Raw genomic sequence first — 14,711 nt, 5'->3', positions numbered from 1 at the left:
CCTCTCTTTAAGGGCAATCAACGCGCCGCAGGTTTCTCGATCAGTTTCTTCAAACTGTCACGAGCAGGTTTACTGTAACCGTCGCCACCGCCCGAAGGCTGCTGCTCGGATTCAGCTTGATCATCATCTGGTTTGTTTTTCTTGAATCTCTTCAAGATGGTGTTCTCGGGGTCGTCAGGCAAGAGGGCCATCAGCCAATCCCCGGTTCCCTGGAGCACGACGCGGGATTTGGCCCCCGTCACCCAGTCCGGGCGCTGCTTGTCTGGAACCAGCCAGGTGAAGAACAGGAAGGCGACCACGACGATCAAAAGCCCGCGAGCCAGGCCAAACAGGAAGCCGAGGGTGCGGTCCAGCGCGCCGATCCTGGAATCCAGGATCATGTCGGAGATCCGGACCGTGATCACGGAGACCACGACCAGGGTGCCGACGAACACGCCGGCGACCACGACCACGCTCGCGACGGTGTCGTTGTTGAAATAGGTCTTGGCGGTCGGCAGCAGCTTCGAGAAGGAGTACAGCGTCACGATCGCCGCCGCGCCCCAGGCCGCGATCGACAGGATTTCGCGCATGAAGCCGCGGACCATGGCGAGCAGGCCCGAGATCAGCATCACACCGAGCAGGATCAGGTCGAGGAGTGTTACTGGCATCGGCTGGTCTGGTCCGCTCGTACGTCGAAGGTGCTCAGCGAATCGGTGTTTGGCCGCTGCCCTAAAAGAGGGGCAGACGGCGTTCCCGGCAAGGCCGCAACCACGCAATCCCATGCTGCTTTTGTGACGGCTGTATAGCGGCGGGGGCCTCCGACGTCACCTCCACCTAACCCTCTCCACGGCGGAATCTTGCCGGTGTGGCATTTTTCTCTGCCGGCGCGTTCGATTCGCCCCGGCGGGAGCCCTTGGCGGCAATCTCTGCGACCAATGTCGTCAGGCTGTTGACCGCGTTCAGGGACAGTCCGGCGTCACCGCCGGCATCCCCGCCTCGGGCCGATTCGGGCAGCACGGCGCGCTTGAAGCCCAGCTTGACCGCCTCCTTGAGCCGGGCCGGGGTCTGCGCCACCGGCCGGATCACGCCAGAGAGTGAAATCTCGCCGAAATAGACCGCATCGGTGGGTAACTGCGCATTAACCAGGGAGGACACCAGCGCGGCCGCGGCGGCCATGTCGGCCGCGGGCTCGTGGATGCGCAGGCCTCCCGCCACGTTCAGATAGACGTCGTGGCCCGACAGCTTGACCCCGCAATGGGCCTCCAGCACCGCCAGTACCATCGAGAGCCGACTCTGATCCCAGCCCACCACGGCCCGTCGCGGGGTGCCGAGCGAGGTCGGCGCCACCAGTGCCTGCAATTCGACCAGGACGGGCCGCGTGCCCTCGATGCCCGCGAACACTGCGGTGCCGGGCGTGCCCAGATCGCGCTCGGACAGGAACAGCTCGGAGGGGTTGGTGACCTCGCGCAGGCCAAGGCCGGTCATCTCGAATACGCCGATCTCGTCGGTCGGGCCGAAACGGTTCTTCACGGCGCGCAGGATGCGGAACTGCTGCGAGCCTTCGCCCTCGAACGACAGCACGGCGTCGACCATGTGCTCGACCACGCGGGGGCCTGCGATCTGGCCGTCCTTGGTGACATGGCCGACCAGGATGATGGCCGCACCGGTTTTCTTCGCAAAGCGGATCAGCGCCTGCGCCGAGGCGCGCACCTGGGTCACCGTGCCCGGCGCGGATTCCACCGTGTCGGTCCACATCGTCTGGATCGAATCGATCACGATCAGCCGCGGGACCGCGCCCTCGGACAGCGTCGAGACGATGTCCTCGACCGAGGTCTCGGCGGCGAGCTGCACCGGCGCATCCGACAGCCCGAGCCGTTCGGCGCGCAGCCGCACCTGCGCGACTGCTTCTTCGCCGGAGATGTAGACGATGCGGTGGCCCGCGCGCGCCATCATGCTGGTGGCCTGCGTCAGCAATGTCGACTTGCCGATGCCGGGGTCGCCGCCCACCAGCAGCACCGAGCCGCGGACGAAGCCGCCGCCGGTGACGCGGTCGAGCTCGGTCATCCCTGAGGACAGGCGAGGAGCATCCTGGGTTTTTCCCGACAGGCTCTCCAGCGCAAACGTCCGTCCCTTGCGCTTGGAGCGGATCGAGACGGGGACGCTGCCGCTGGTGTCCTCCTCGGCGAGCGTATTCCACTCGCCGCAGGACTCGCACTTGCCCTGCCAGCGGTTATAGGCCGCGCCGCAGTTCTGGCAGATGAAGGAAAGCGTGTTCTTGGCCATGGGGCGTCAATAATGCTCAGGGAGATTGCGTCGCGTTCCATAGCATGGAGAGCCCGGCCGCGACCATGATCGCGTCCATCAGCAGGCGGAACACGTCCGGCTTCAGGTGCAGCACGAAGCGTTTTGCGATGAAGGCGCCCGACATCAGCGAGGCGCCCGCGATCAGGCCCTTCGTGAAGACATCGCCGGTCAGCGCGCCGAAACGCTCGAAGGTCACGGATTTCGCGAAGTAGAGGCCGAGCGAGGAGGCCGCCTCGGTGGCGAGGAAAGCGCCCTTGCTGAGTCCGTAGAACAGGAACAGCGGCACGCTGAGCGGGCCGGTCGAGACCACGATGCCGGTGAGATAGCCGATCACGGCGCCGCCGATCGCCAGATGCCAGAGATTGGCCTTGAGGTCGTGCCGCGCCAGCCAGTGCCGCACCGGCACCATCGCGATCAGGAAGATGCCGATGGCGAGGTCCACCGCATGCGAAGGCAGCGCCAGCAGCGTCCGTGCGCCGAGCACGGCCGCCGGAATGCCCGTGACCGAATAGGCCGCACAAGCCCGCCAGTCGACCTCGCGCCACCACGCTAGGATCCGCGAAAAGTTCGCCATCACGGACGCCACCGCCATGATGGGCACCGCTTCCTTCGGCCCATAGGCATAGACCAGCACCGGCATCAGCATGATCGACGAGCCGGTGCCGACGATCCCTGAGATGGTGCCGGCGACGAGGCCGACGACGAGGACGAAGAGAAAGGCCAAAACGGTCTCCCACGAATCGGGAGAGTTTAGCCGCGGGCAGCGATATGGGCGATTCGTGCTAGGCGAGGGAACCTAGTGCGCTGCGCATCGGCATGCCGGTCTGGGCGCCGGCTTTGAGGCATTTCAATGCGGCGGCTTCGCAGCTCACATCGAGCGCAATCTGCAGCGACACGCCTTCGCTCAGCATGGCCGCAAACGCGCCGACAAAGGTGTCGCCGGCGCCGGTCGTGTCCACCGGCGTGATCCGTGGAGCAGCTGCGCGGAAGCGGGAGCCGTCGGCCGTCACGGCCAGCGCGCCTTGCGCACCGGCGGTCACGATGCAGGTGAGGTCGCCGGCCCTGGCGAGGTCCGCGGCAGCGGCCTCGTAACTGGACGTAGCGAGGTCGATGGCTGCGGCGGCGTCCAGCGCCTCGTGCTCGTTGACGAGGAGATGGTCGGTCACGGCAAGAAGCTTTGTCACCATCTCGCGGGTCATCCTCTCCGGGACGGGCGCGAGATTCCAGACGACGGTGCCGGCGGCCAATGTGGTCCTGCGCGCAGCCTCGAGCGCCTGCGCGAAGGGCACTTCCATCTGAAGCACCAGCACCGTGTCGGGCGTGAAGAGTGCGGCACCAAGATCTCCGGCACTCGCGGTCATGTTGGCACCGCTCGCCACCGTGATCGCATTCTCGCCGGCCTGATCGACCGTGATGAAGGCGCAGCCGGTCGGCGCGTCGGCCCTGGCGATGAGATCGGCGTCGACACCGTTAGCCCTGAGGTTCTCGATCGCACTGTCGCCAAACCCGTCCCGGCCGACGCGGCCCGCCATCCGGACTTGTCCCGGTCCCGCGATCCGCGCGGCGGCAACGGCCTGGTTGGCACCCTTGCCGCCGAAATGCGTCTGGTAGGACGGCGCCAGCACCGTCCTACCAGGGCCAGGAATGATCGGGACCTTCGCGACGAGGTCGATGTTGAGCGACCCGAACACCAGGATCATGGTGGAGAGGCCCTCAGCCTTGCTCGTCCATGACGCGCAGTTTCTCGACCCGGCGGCGGAAATCCTCGTCGGTCGAGAACTCCGCGGAGAGGTAGGATGAGACGAGATCCACGGCCAGCCAGGCGCCGACGATCTGCGCACCGATGCACATGACGTTGACGTCGTCGTGCTCGACGCTCTGATGGGCGGAATGAACGTCGTGGCAGACCGCGGCGCGGATGCCCTTCATTTTGTTGGCCGCGATCGAGGCGCCGACGCCGGTGCCGCACACCATGATGCCGCGTGCGGCTTCGCCCGACGTCACCTTCTGCGCCACGGCCCGCGCGATGTCGGGGAAGTCCACCGGCTTGTCGTCATGGGAGCCGACATCGACGATGTCGTGGCCGAGCTTGCGGATGTGGTCGATAACGGTCTGCTTGAGCGGCCAGCCGGCGTGGTCGGATCCGATGACGAGACGCATGTGGTGTCCTTCTTGATTTTGCATTGACCGTGACAGCCGGAAAGCGGCTGTCACGGCTTCTCTTTCGTTCAGCTACGCATGTCGGGCGGCAGCTCGACACCGTGGAATTTCTTGTAGATCGCGTTGAGCTTGCCGTTCTTGACGTTCTCGGTGATCCAGCCGTTGAGCTTGTCCATCAGGCGCTGCTCGCCCTTCTTCAGGCCGATGGCGAGGTCGAAGGTCGCGAGCGGAATCTTCGACTCGAAGATGCGGGCGGGATTCTTGACGCCGATCTGGTTGATGATTGTGGCCGACGTGCCGACGCAATCGACCTGACCGGAGACGGCCGCCGTGACTTCCGTGGCGTCGTCGTCATAGCGGGCGATCGTCAGCTCCTTGTCCTTCATGTTGGACAGGGTGGTATCCTGCGTGGTCCCGCGCGAAACGCCGATGGTCTTGCCTTTCAGGTCGGGCCAGTCCTTGACGTTCATCGACTTCAGGCAGCCGACGTCGGACTGCAGCGTCGCATAGCGCTTGGTGAAGTCGATGACCTTGGCGCGCTCGGGCGTCACCGACAGGGTCGAGATGATGATGTCGGCCTTGCCGGTCAGGACGTTGGGGATGCGGGTCGCGCCGGTGGTCTGGATGAATTCGAGCTCGAGGCCCCAGTCCTTGGCGAGCAGCTGAGCCACCTCGACGTCGGAGCCGGTCGGCTTCATGCTGGAATCCATCATGCCCGAGGGCGGAATCGCAAGATCGGTTGAAATGCGAATCTTCTTGGCCTTCATCACGTCGTCGAGCAGGTCGGCCGTTGCCGGCGTGGCGGACAAAATGACGAGGCCGAGCAGCGCGGCCGCGGTCCCAAGCAGTGTCTTGTTGGTCATCCCTAGTTCTCCTCTCCCTGTTATGATTTTAGATTTCCGGTGCCCACGAATTGCGTGAGCTCCGGCGTCGTCGGCGATGTCAGGATCGAGGCGGGGCCGGTCTCGTGAACCTTGCCGCGATGCATGAACACGATCCGGTCGGCGATGCCTTTGGCAAAGCCCATCTCGTGCGTGACCATCACCATGGTCATGCCGTCCGCCGCCAGCTGCTCGATCACCTTCAGCACTTCGGCGGTGAGTTCGGGGTCGAGCGCAGAGGTGACCTCGTCGAACAGCATCACCTTCGGCTGCATGGCGAGCGAGCGCGCGATCGCGGCGCGCTGCTGCTGGCCGCCCGACAATTGCTCGGGATAGGCGTGCAGCTTCTCTTCGAGCCCAACCTGCGCCAGCACTTTCCGCGCGAGGTCCTTGGCCTGCGAATTCGCCAGGCCCTTCACGGCGCAGGGTGCCAGCGTGATGTTCTGCTCGATCGTCAGGTGTGGAAACAGATTATAGCTCTGGAACACGATGCCGACGTCCTGGCGCAGCGCGCGCAGATCGACGTCGGGACGGTCGACCCTATGCCCGCAAACGACGATCTCGCCGCCGTCGACCTTCTCGAAACGGTCGATGCAGCGCAGCGCCGTGCTCTTGCCGGAGCCTGAGCGGCCGATCAGCGCCAGCACTTCGCCGCGCTCGACTGCGAAGCTGACGCCATCGAGGACCCGGAGCGAGCCAAAGCTCTTTTGCACGTCGCGGAGCGACACGATTGAATTGGAGGAGGGGTTCTGTTGCATGTCAGGCCGGCGCGAGGTTGGATCTGCCACGCCCCATCCGCCGTTCCAGCCTCTGGCTGAACAGCGACAGCGGATAGCACATGGCGAAATAGATGACGGCGATGATGGCGTAGATGGCGAACGGCTCGAACAGCGAGTTGTTGACGATCTGACCCGAGCGCATCAGCTCGACGAAGCCGACGACGGAGGCGAGCGAGGTGTTCTTGACGATCTGCACCATGAAGCCGACGGTGGGCGGCGTGGCGATGCGAATGGCCTGCGGCAGGATAACTTTCATCATGCGCTGGGTCCGGCTCAGCGCCAGGCCTTCGGCGGCCTCCCATTGCGGCTTCGGCACGGACTGGATGCAGCCGCGCCAGATCTCGCCGAGATAGGCGGCGACGTACAGTGTCAGCGAGGCGCCGGCAGCAGCGAGCGGCGACACCTTGAGGCCGATCGCGGCGAGACCGAAATAGCCGAGGAAAAGGATGACGAGCAGCGGCGTGCCCTGGATGAGCTGGACATAGACGGCGCTGGCGATCCGTACCGATTTCAGCGGCGAGATCCGCGCGAGCGCGATCACGAAACCGACGATGCCGCCGCCGATCAGCGCGATCACCGACAGGCCAATGGTCCACAGCGCGCCCTGGCCGAGGAACATCAGATGATTGATGTTGAGATGTCCGCCCATGATCATCTCACAATGGCGTGCCGAGCCGGCGACGGCGCGGAAACAGCACGAGGCCGAGGCCCCAGAAGCCGGCGCGCATCACCAGCGACAGGATGACGTAGAGCACGGCGACGATGATGTAGGTCTCGAACGCGCGATACGTATCCGACTGGATGTAGTTGGCGACGGCGGTGAGTTCCTCGGCCGAGATCTGCGAGCAGACGGAAGAGGCCAGCATCAGCAGCACGAACTGGCTGGTCAGCGCCGGATAGACCTTCTCGATCGCCGGCAGCAGGATGATGTGCCAGTAGATCTGGAGGCGCGACAGCGCCAGGCCCTCGGCCGCCTCGATCTGTCCGCGCGGGATCGCCTCGAAGCCGGCGCGCATGATCTCGGCGGTGTAGGCGCCGACGTTGATCGTCAGCGCGGCCACGGCCACCGTGAAAGCGGAGAATTTCAGCCCCAGGCTGGCAAGGCCGAAATAGACCAGGAAGATCTGCACCAAGAGCGGTGTGTTGCGGATGGTCTCGACATAGACCTTGCAGACGCCTGATATCAGCGCGTTGTGCGTTCCGCGCCCGACCGCCGCGAGCGTGCCGAGGAGGGCGCCGAGCACCGTCGCGAAGGCGGCAAGCTCCAGCGTGAGGACGGCGCCGGCGAGAAAGCTCGGCCAACGCTCCAGCACTGCGGGAAAGTCGAGTTGAAGGCTCATCGCCACTCGTTCAGCCGGTTGTCTGGTTGGTCATGCGGTCGTAGACGCGGAACAGCGCCTGGTTGCCGTTGCTTCCTTCGCCATGCGCGCGCGCATCGACATACTGGCTGGTCACGAGCGCGGTGCCGGGGAGCGGCACGCTGAGCGCCTGCGCATGCTCCTGGACCAGGCGAAGGTCCTTGAGCTGGAGATCGATCCGGAAGCCGGCGGAGACGTCGCCTGCGATCATCTGGGGGCCGAGCTTGTCGAGCATCCAGGAGGCCGCGGAGCCGCCGAGCAGCACCCGGCGCAGCAGATTGAGATCGAGGCCCGAAGCGCGGCCGAGCGCCAGCGCCTCGCAGATCGCCTGGATGTTGATGCCGCAGATCAGCTGGTTGCAGAGCTTGACGGTCTGGCCGGCGCCGGATGCGCCGACATGCGTGATGGTGGTGCCCATCGCACGAAAGAATGGCTCGGCCTTGGCGAACGCGTCGGCATCGCCGCCGGCCATGATCGAGAGCGCGGCATTCTTGGCGCCAACCGGCCCGCCCGAGACCGGCGCGTCGATGAAGCCGACGCCGATCTTTTGCAGGTCGGCATGGATGCGGCGGACGGCGACCGGCGAGATCGTGCTCATGTCGACGATGAGCTTGCCTGGTGGCGGCGACTTCAGCAGGCCCTGCTCGCCGTAAATGGTCGCCTCGACATGGGGCGTGTCAGGCAGCATGGTGATGACGATGTCGGCGCCTTGCGCGGCATCGGCGGGACTCCTGGTACGAGTCGCGCCTTCCCTGGCGCTGTCGGCCAGTGCCGCCTCGTCGAGATCGAACACGCGAACTGCGTGGCCGGCCATCAGCAAGTTGCGCACCATCTCTCGGCCCATCGTGCCGATGCCGATGAAGCCGACATTGCCCTTGTCGTTCCGTCCCATGTGATCAGTCCGTTTCTTGGTTGATTGGCTTGGTTGACCGCGCTGCCGCGATCATCCCGAGGCGCTGGTCTTGTCGATGTCGCCGACGATGGCGCGCCGCCGGTACTCGTCGCCGATGGCAAAATGCTTGCGCAGGGTCGCGTCCGCCCGCTCCGGGTCGCGCGCAATCACGGCTTCGAAGATGCGGCGGTGATCGTCGATCAGATAGGTCTTCATCGACGGGAAGGCCTGCACCAGTTCACGGCGGCTGCGATGCGAATGGGTCAAGAGGCCAGCCAACGAACCATGCAGGACCGTCAGCGTCTCCGAATGCGAGGCGACGACGATGGCACGGTGGAAGTCGAAATCGGCCATGCCGCCGGCATCGGCTTCGTCGATCGTCTCGCCGATCTTCGCGAGTGCGCGCTGCAGACGCTCGAAATCGGCGATGTTGGCGCGCTCGCAGGCAAGGCGGATCGCCTGGCATTCGATCGCGACGCGCGCCTGCATGACGTCGTCGAGCATGTCCGCCTGCTGGGCGAGCGCGAAGGTGAAGAAGTCGTTCAGCACCGACACGTCCGGCCGGGTCACCACGGTGCCGATGCGGTCGCGGATCTCGACGATGCCGAGCACGGTGAGGGCCCGCAGTGCCTCGCGGACGATCGGCCGGCTGACGCCGAGGAGAGTTGCCAGCTCGCGTTCCGAGATGAGGCGGTCGCCAGGCTTGAGCGAGCCAGCGAGCAGGCGTTCGCGCAGGAAAGCGAACACCTTCTCGAATCCTTTTTCGCCTTCGGTGGCCCGCTTGAGCTCCATTCCCGTCCCACTGGTCTGATCTTGGTCAGACCAGTATGCTGACCAAGGGGCTGAGGTCAAGAGGCTCGGCTCTCAACCCGGTCGGAAATCGCGGGTATCTGGTTGGCCACGGAACGCGCGCTTCGCCGCGCCGCAGGTCCGGCCTTAGTTCACCGGCGGCGTCGCTTGGCCGCGTCGATGACGACATCGCCCAGTCCGCACCTCCGGCTCGGCTCCGCGAGCAGCTATCGCTACGATCGCGGCAACTGGGTCGTCGGCGGCGGCATTGAGACGGCGCTTGCGGCAAACTGGACGGCGAACGTCGACTATCTCCACATCGACCTGGCAGCACCTCTTCGACGAAGATATTCGTTCTCCACACGACGAGTTACCGATCCGACATCCGCAACAATGTCGATCGCGTCGGCTTCAACACTGCGGACGTTCCTCTCAGGAACGCCGCGGACTGCCTTCCTCGCACCGACAGGCTTAAGGCTTTCCGCGGCAGTCCTGCCGAAGGTGCTCGCGCCGCATGATGCATCGCGGGCTGGCCCCGACTGTCGGTATGGCAGACGTTCGTTTCGGTCATCTCCCAACACGTGGTTCGCAAACCTTCTCGGCCAAAGACAGCAGCGATTGGGTTCGATCTTGCGGCGCGCTCTCCGAGTTGCCATCATCCGTGCAAACCGCGATCATGATGCCGTGACCCTCAATTCTCTCAGAAGCAGCGTCCGCGGCCTTTACGAGGGCGCAACGCCGAGCGGCGTGCGCTTCCGCTACGCGCTGCTTGCCTTCGATATCGTGACGGTGCTGTTCATCATTGCAACCTCGTTCCTGCCTCCCAGTGAGATCATCGAGACGCTCGACGTTTTGTTCGGCATGCTTCTGCTTGCCGATTTCTCGGCGCGACTCCTCGTCGGCCGGCATCCCCTTCGGAAGTTCCGTCAGATTGCGACCTGGGCTGACATGGTAGCGATCGTATCTTTCCTGGCACCGCTTGCCGGCGAGGCGGGCGGCTTTCTCCGGATCCTGCGAACGCTGGGGCTGCTTCGCGACTACCAGATGCTGGCGAGGCTCCGCATCGATTCTCCGTTCTTTCGTCGCAACGAAGAGGTCATCTTCGCGGTGACGAACCTCGCCGTTTTCATATTCGTCATGACGGGGATCGTCTACGAGACCCAGAAGTTTCGCAACAATGAGATCCACAACTATGCCGATGCGCTGTATTTCACCGTCACGGCGCTGACAACGACCGGTTTCGGCGATATCACCCTGCCGGGCACGCTCGGTCGTCTCATCACCGTCGTGATCATGATTTTCGGCGTAACGCTGTTCTTCAATCTCGCACGCGCGCTGCTCAGTCCCCACAAGGTGCGATTTCCGTGCCCGGCTTGCGGGCTCCAGAGGCACGATGCCGACGCCGTGCATTGCAAGGCCTGTGGCGTTGTTCTCAATATTCCCGACGAAGGCGCCACCTGAACAGCTCTCGCGCCCGGCAACGCCGGTGGACGTCTCTCATGCTGACATCGCGCGGTGTTTTGCCGGGGCGAGGGCAATCCGACATTCGGGGTACCCGTAAGTCATTGAATCGACGGAGGGCGGCTACTGTGCATGGGGTTGTTTTCACGTTTCTTGCCCATCCGCCCCGCTGCTGACAGCATGTTGGCAGCAGGGGCAGGCTACGACCATCTCCTGACAAAACGGGGAGCGGACCATGCCGATCGAGGCAAGCTGTCATTGCGGTGAGACGGTGTTCGAGGTGACGGAGGCGCCAACTGGCGTGACGCGCTGTACCTGCACGCTCTGTGCCAAGCGCGGCGCGCTGTGGGCCTATTACACGCCGGCGCAGTTTCGCCTGTTGTCTCCGCCCGATAACGTCGCGACCTATTTGTGGGGTAGTCGCACCGTCAAACATCATTTTTGTGCAAGCTGCGGATGCGGCACCTATTCGGAGTCGCCGGACTGGTCGACCGGCAAGCCTGATTTCGACAATCCCAAGGTCGCGGTGAACGCGCGCCTGTTCGACGATTTCGATCTGGAGGCGGTGCCGGTCAACATGATCGACGGCAAGAACTTGTGGTGAGCATGCATGCGGGCGGATGTCCGCTGCATGTACGTGCTCTTGAGGCCATTTTGAAAAGCTGATTTGGTTCCGGCCCTGGAGAAAAGGGGAGGAAGCCATGATGCGTCTTTTTGCGCGAGTCATGCTCGCAATGTGTCTCGCCGTTGCAGCCGGCTTCAATGTCCAGGCGCAGACCAAGCCGAAGGTGACTTCGCTCGGACCGGACTTCCCCAAGGCAGCGCTGTTCGTCGGCAACAGCTTCTTCTACTACAACAACGGCATGCCCGGGCATCTCACCTTCATGGAGCGGGCTGTGGATCCCGCGAACAAGGCGGTGTACCGCAACACCATGGTGACGATCGGCGGCTCCGGCCTCGATTGGCACGACATGGACAATCTGCTGCGGCCGGGCGGCCTCGGCGCTTATTCCTTCGACGAGCAGAACAACGTCATCTTCAACAAGCCGGGACGGCAGTACGACGCCGTCGTGATGATGGATTGCAGCCAGTGCCCGGTCCATCCGCAATTGAAGGACGCGTTCGCGAGTTTCGCGAAGAAGGACAGCGAGATCGTTCGCGTCCACGGCATGCGGCCGGTGCTGTTCATGTCCTGGGCCTATGCCGACAAGCCGGAGATGACGGAATCGTTGGCCGAGGCCTATACGATCGCAGGCAATGCCAACGATGCGCTGGTCATTCCCGCAGGTCTTGCCTTCGCGCGGGTGCGCAAGCTGCAGCCGGAACTCAATCTGTATGCACTGGACAAGCGGCATCCGAGTCCGGCGGGCACCTATCTTGCGGCATGCGTGACGTTTGCCGCGTTGACAGGCCGTTCGCCCGTCGACAATTCCTACATCATGGGACTGGACGCGGAGACGACGCGGCTTCTGCAAAAGGCGGCGTGGGACACGGTGCAGGACTATTATGGGCGATAGTGCGTAGGGTGGATTAGCGAAGCGCAATCCACCACTGTTCGTGTCCGCAGAAACAGAAGCGGTGGATTACGCCAGCGGACTGCGCTTCGCGCAGCCGCGGGGCTAATCCACCCTACGGCATCAACGTTCCTTCAACACCACCCATGCCGGCGCGTGATCGCTGGCGCCATCCTCGCCGCGGATTTTCTTGTCGACGCCGACCTTGGCCAGGCGCGGGGCAAGGGCAGGGCTGAGCAGGAGATGATCGAGCCGCAGCCCCGCATCGCGCCGCCAGCGGTTCCGCTTGTAGTCCCAGAACGTGTAGATGCGCTGGTCCGCATGCAGCTCGCGGATCGCATCGCACCAGCCTTGCTCTACGAGCGAAGCAAAGGCTGCGCGGCTCTTTGGCTGGATCAGCGCATCCTTGTCCCATGAGCGCGTCGGATAGATGTCGAGCTCCGTAGGCGCGACGTTGTAGTCGCCGGCGAGCACCACGGGCAGATCCTGCTTGATGAAGCTCTTGGCGTGGCGCCTGAGGCGCGCGAACCAGTCCAGCTTGTAATCGAATTTCGGACCCGGCTGCGGATTGCCGTTCGGCAGATAGATGCTGGTGACGATGATCCCGCGCACGGCGGCTTCGAGATAGCGGGCTTCGAGATCGCCGGGTTTTCCAGGCAAGCGGTCGCGGGTCAGAATGGGCTCTGCATTGCGGGCGAGGATGGCGACACCGTTCCAGGTCTTCTGTCCGCGCCACACCGCGCCATAGCCGGCTTTTTCGATCACGGCCGCCGGAAATTCGCCATCACTTGCCTTCAATTCCTGAAGCGCGACGACATCGGGCTTTGCTGCGCGCAGCCATGCCAACAGATTGGGCAGGCGGCGGTTGACGTTGTTGATGTTGAATGTCGCGATCTTCATGTAGAGCTACCGGCTCCTGCCTTCCGTACCCGGAGATACAATGTCCAAGCTGAACTTTGCCGCCATCATCGTCGTCCTCGCGTTCTCCGGGGCCGCGTCGGCACAATCGTCCGACCCGCGCGGTGCGTGCAAGGCAGACTATGATAAATTCTGCGCCGGCATCGCGCCGGGTGGAGGGCGCGTCGTCGCCTGCCTCACCGACAAGCGCGACCAGCTCAGCGCGACCTGCAAGGCGGCGCTGGACAACAGGAAGAAGAAATAAGCGATCCCTTCCGTGTCCCGGACGCGCGTCGGGACCCGGAAGGCGACACGGTGCACTGTTGAGAGATGGGCCCCGGCTCTGCAGCGCATCGCTGAAGTAGCGCTGCGCCGCGTCCGGGGCACGCGCGTGTTGATCCGGACTAACCCGGCAGCGGCGGCGGGGCCGCAGGCTGCTCGACCGGCGGTGGGGAGGGCGGCTGCTCGGCGGTCTGCGCGGCCGCCGGCTTCACCAGCGGCTCCTCCACATTGCCGCCCTTGTAGAGGCGGGCGTAGCGGTGGCCGAGGCTGGTCAGCACCTCATAGCCGATGGTGCCGAAATGATGCGCGAGCTCGTCGACGGTGATGCCCTCGCCGAGCAGCGTCACCATATGGCCGCGCCGCGCCGCGTTCGGCGGCAGATCGGTGATGTCGATCGCGATCAGATCCATGGAGACGCGGCCAGCGACCGGGCAGCGCTTGCCGGCGACGATGACTTCGGCGCCGCGGGTGCCGTCATTAGAGCTGGCGGCGCGGAAATAGCCGTCGGCATAACCGACCGCGATGATCGCGAGCTTGGTCGGCCGCCGCGCGGTCCAGGTGCCGCCATAGCCGACGCTCTCGCCGCGTTCGATGTTGCGGATCTGCACGATGCGCGCCTTGAGGTCGACCACCGGCTGCATCGGATTGTCGGCCTCCGGCGTCGGGTTGACGCCGTAGAGCGCAGCGCCCGGCCGCACCATATCGAACTGGAACGGTGCGCCGAGGAAGATGCCGGAGGAATTGGCGAGCGCCGCCGGCACGCCGGAGAATTCGCTGGCGATGGCGCGGAAGGACGCGAGCTGCTTGGCGTTCACCGGGCTGTTGAGCTGCTCGGCCGAGACCAGATGGCTCATCACCAGCGTGATGCCGTGATCGCCGGCATTGATGCGGGGGATGATGGCCTGCGCTTCCGATAGCGTCAGGCCGAGCCTGTTCATGCCGGTGTCGATGTGAACGGCCGTACCCCCGGTCCAGCCGGTGCGGCGGCAGAACACGTCCCATTCGGCGAGCTCGTTGAGGTCGCCGATGACAGGACGGCAATTGATCTTGGCGTAGTGCTCGCCGGTATTCTGGAAATAGCCGCCGAGCACGTAGATCGTGGGCTCCGGCACGGCTGCGCGCACCTTGCGCGCTTCCTCGATGGTGGCGACGAAAAAGGTCTTGCAGCCGGCCTTGCTCAGCGCGCGCGCGACCTCGGCGGCGCCGCAGCCATAGGCGTCGGCCTTGATCACCGCCGAGCATTCGGCCGGCACTGCCGTCTTCTCGAGCTTGCGCCAATTGGCAATGATGGCGTCGAGATCGACGGTCAGCAAGCCGCCATAGGCAGCGAGCGCGGCAGCCCGGTTGGCCTCCGCGGAGAGAAGGCCGGATTGTGAGATGGTTTTCGGGTCGGACGCCATTGTCATGGCGTCGTT

Annotated in this window: 17 protein-coding genes; 4 read left to right on the top strand and 13 right to left on the bottom strand. The window is 64.4% G+C overall.

What is annotated here, in order from left to right:
* Positions 1–17: 17 nt before the first annotated feature.
* The 11 genes from RAD10_RS35930 to RAD10_RS35880 all read right to left on the bottom strand — a co-directional run bounded on the left by RAD10_RS35930 (position 18) and on the right by RAD10_RS35880 (position 9,145).
* Positions 18–647 carry a CvpA family protein gene (locus RAD10_RS35930; RefSeq protein WP_254148836.1) on the bottom strand — a complete coding sequence of 210 codons (630 nt, stop codon included), beginning with the start codon at positions 645–647 and terminating at the stop codon, positions 18–20.
* Between the two features lie 166 nt (positions 648–813).
* On the bottom strand, positions 814–2,262 hold the full coding sequence (gene radA / locus RAD10_RS35925) for a DNA repair protein RadA (RefSeq protein ID WP_461621139.1): 1,449 nt from the start codon (positions 2,260–2,262) through the stop codon (positions 814–816).
* A gap of 16 nt (positions 2,263–2,278) precedes the next feature.
* Positions 2,279–3,007: a sulfite exporter TauE/SafE family protein gene (locus RAD10_RS35920; protein ID WP_461621138.1), complete on the bottom strand. Its 729-nt coding sequence runs from the start codon at positions 3,005–3,007 to the stop codon at positions 2,279–2,281.
* Positions 3,008–3,065: 58 nt separating this feature from the next.
* On the bottom strand, positions 3,066–3,983 hold the full coding sequence (locus RAD10_RS35915; protein WP_461621137.1) for a ribokinase: 918 nt from the start codon (positions 3,981–3,983) through the stop codon (positions 3,066–3,068).
* A 13-nt stretch (positions 3,984–3,996) separates the two neighbouring features.
* The gene (gene rpiB / locus RAD10_RS35910) at positions 3,997–4,443 is read right to left on the bottom strand and encodes a ribose 5-phosphate isomerase B (RefSeq protein ID WP_018317596.1); all 447 of its coding nucleotides are present in this window, start codon (positions 4,441–4,443) and stop codon (positions 3,997–3,999) included.
* A 68-nt stretch (positions 4,444–4,511) separates the two neighbouring features.
* Positions 4,512–5,306: a transporter substrate-binding domain-containing protein gene (locus RAD10_RS35905; protein ID WP_461621136.1), complete on the bottom strand. Its 795-nt coding sequence runs from the start codon at positions 5,304–5,306 to the stop codon at positions 4,512–4,514.
* Positions 5,307–5,326: 20 nt separating this feature from the next.
* Entirely contained in the window at positions 5,327–6,082 is a 756-nt protein-coding gene (locus tag RAD10_RS35900; protein WP_461621203.1) for an amino acid ABC transporter ATP-binding protein, read from the bottom strand.
* 1 nt (position 6,083) lies between these two features.
* Complete coding sequence (locus RAD10_RS35895) at positions 6,084–6,752, bottom strand: amino acid ABC transporter permease (RefSeq protein ID WP_026201880.1); 669 nt, start codon at positions 6,750–6,752, stop codon at positions 6,084–6,086.
* A gap of 7 nt (positions 6,753–6,759) precedes the next feature.
* Positions 6,760–7,443, bottom strand: coding sequence for an amino acid ABC transporter permease (locus RAD10_RS35890; protein WP_461621135.1), 684 nt, complete (start codon positions 7,441–7,443; stop codon positions 6,760–6,762).
* Between the two features lie 10 nt (positions 7,444–7,453).
* Positions 7,454–8,353 carry an NAD(P)-dependent oxidoreductase gene (locus RAD10_RS35885; protein ID WP_461621134.1) on the bottom strand — a complete coding sequence of 300 codons (900 nt, stop codon included), beginning with the start codon at positions 8,351–8,353 and terminating at the stop codon, positions 7,454–7,456.
* A gap of 51 nt (positions 8,354–8,404) precedes the next feature.
* The gene (locus RAD10_RS35880) at positions 8,405–9,145 is read right to left on the bottom strand and encodes a FadR/GntR family transcriptional regulator (protein WP_018317590.1); all 741 of its coding nucleotides are present in this window, start codon (positions 9,143–9,145) and stop codon (positions 8,405–8,407) included.
* A 681-nt stretch (positions 9,146–9,826) separates the two neighbouring features.
* On the opposite strand from RAD10_RS35880, the gene RAD10_RS35875 reads away from it, so the two are divergent.
* The 3 genes from RAD10_RS35875 to RAD10_RS35865 all read left to right on the top strand — a co-directional run bounded on the left by RAD10_RS35875 (position 9,827) and on the right by RAD10_RS35865 (position 12,120).
* On the top strand, positions 9,827–10,603 hold the full coding sequence (locus RAD10_RS35875; protein ID WP_461621133.1) for a potassium channel family protein: 777 nt from the start codon (positions 9,827–9,829) through the stop codon (positions 10,601–10,603).
* A 235-nt stretch (positions 10,604–10,838) separates the two neighbouring features.
* The gene (locus RAD10_RS35870) at positions 10,839–11,207 is read left to right on the top strand and encodes a GFA family protein (RefSeq protein ID WP_461621132.1); all 369 of its coding nucleotides are present in this window, start codon (positions 10,839–10,841) and stop codon (positions 11,205–11,207) included.
* Between the two features lie 97 nt (positions 11,208–11,304).
* Positions 11,305–12,120 (top strand): DUF4886 domain-containing protein, encoded by an 816-nt coding sequence (locus RAD10_RS35865; protein ID WP_461621131.1) that lies wholly within the window; start codon positions 11,305–11,307, stop codon positions 12,118–12,120.
* Positions 12,121–12,240: 120 nt separating this feature from the next.
* Here the strand turns inward: RAD10_RS35865 and RAD10_RS35860 are convergent, their stop codons facing one another.
* Positions 12,241–13,017, bottom strand: coding sequence for an exodeoxyribonuclease III (locus RAD10_RS35860; RefSeq protein ID WP_461621130.1), 777 nt, complete (start codon positions 13,015–13,017; stop codon positions 12,241–12,243).
* Positions 13,018–13,057: 40 nt separating this feature from the next.
* Between RAD10_RS35860 and RAD10_RS35855 the strand changes: the two genes are divergently transcribed.
* Positions 13,058–13,279 carry a cysteine rich repeat-containing protein gene (locus RAD10_RS35855; protein ID WP_461621129.1) on the top strand — a complete coding sequence of 74 codons (222 nt, stop codon included), beginning with the start codon at positions 13,058–13,060 and terminating at the stop codon, positions 13,277–13,279.
* 139 nt (positions 13,280–13,418) lie between these two features.
* Here RAD10_RS35855 and alr read toward each other — a convergent pair whose 3' ends face one another.
* Positions 13,419–14,696 (bottom strand): alanine racemase, encoded by a 1,278-nt coding sequence (gene alr, locus RAD10_RS35850; protein WP_461621202.1) that lies wholly within the window; start codon positions 14,694–14,696, stop codon positions 13,419–13,421.
* Positions 14,697–14,711 lie beyond the last annotated feature (15 nt).

This window comes from Bradyrhizobium sp. 23AC (assembly GCF_054863025.1).
The sequence above is the reverse complement of the archived record's forward strand: the minus strand, read 5'-3'. Positions and strand labels throughout refer to the sequence as shown.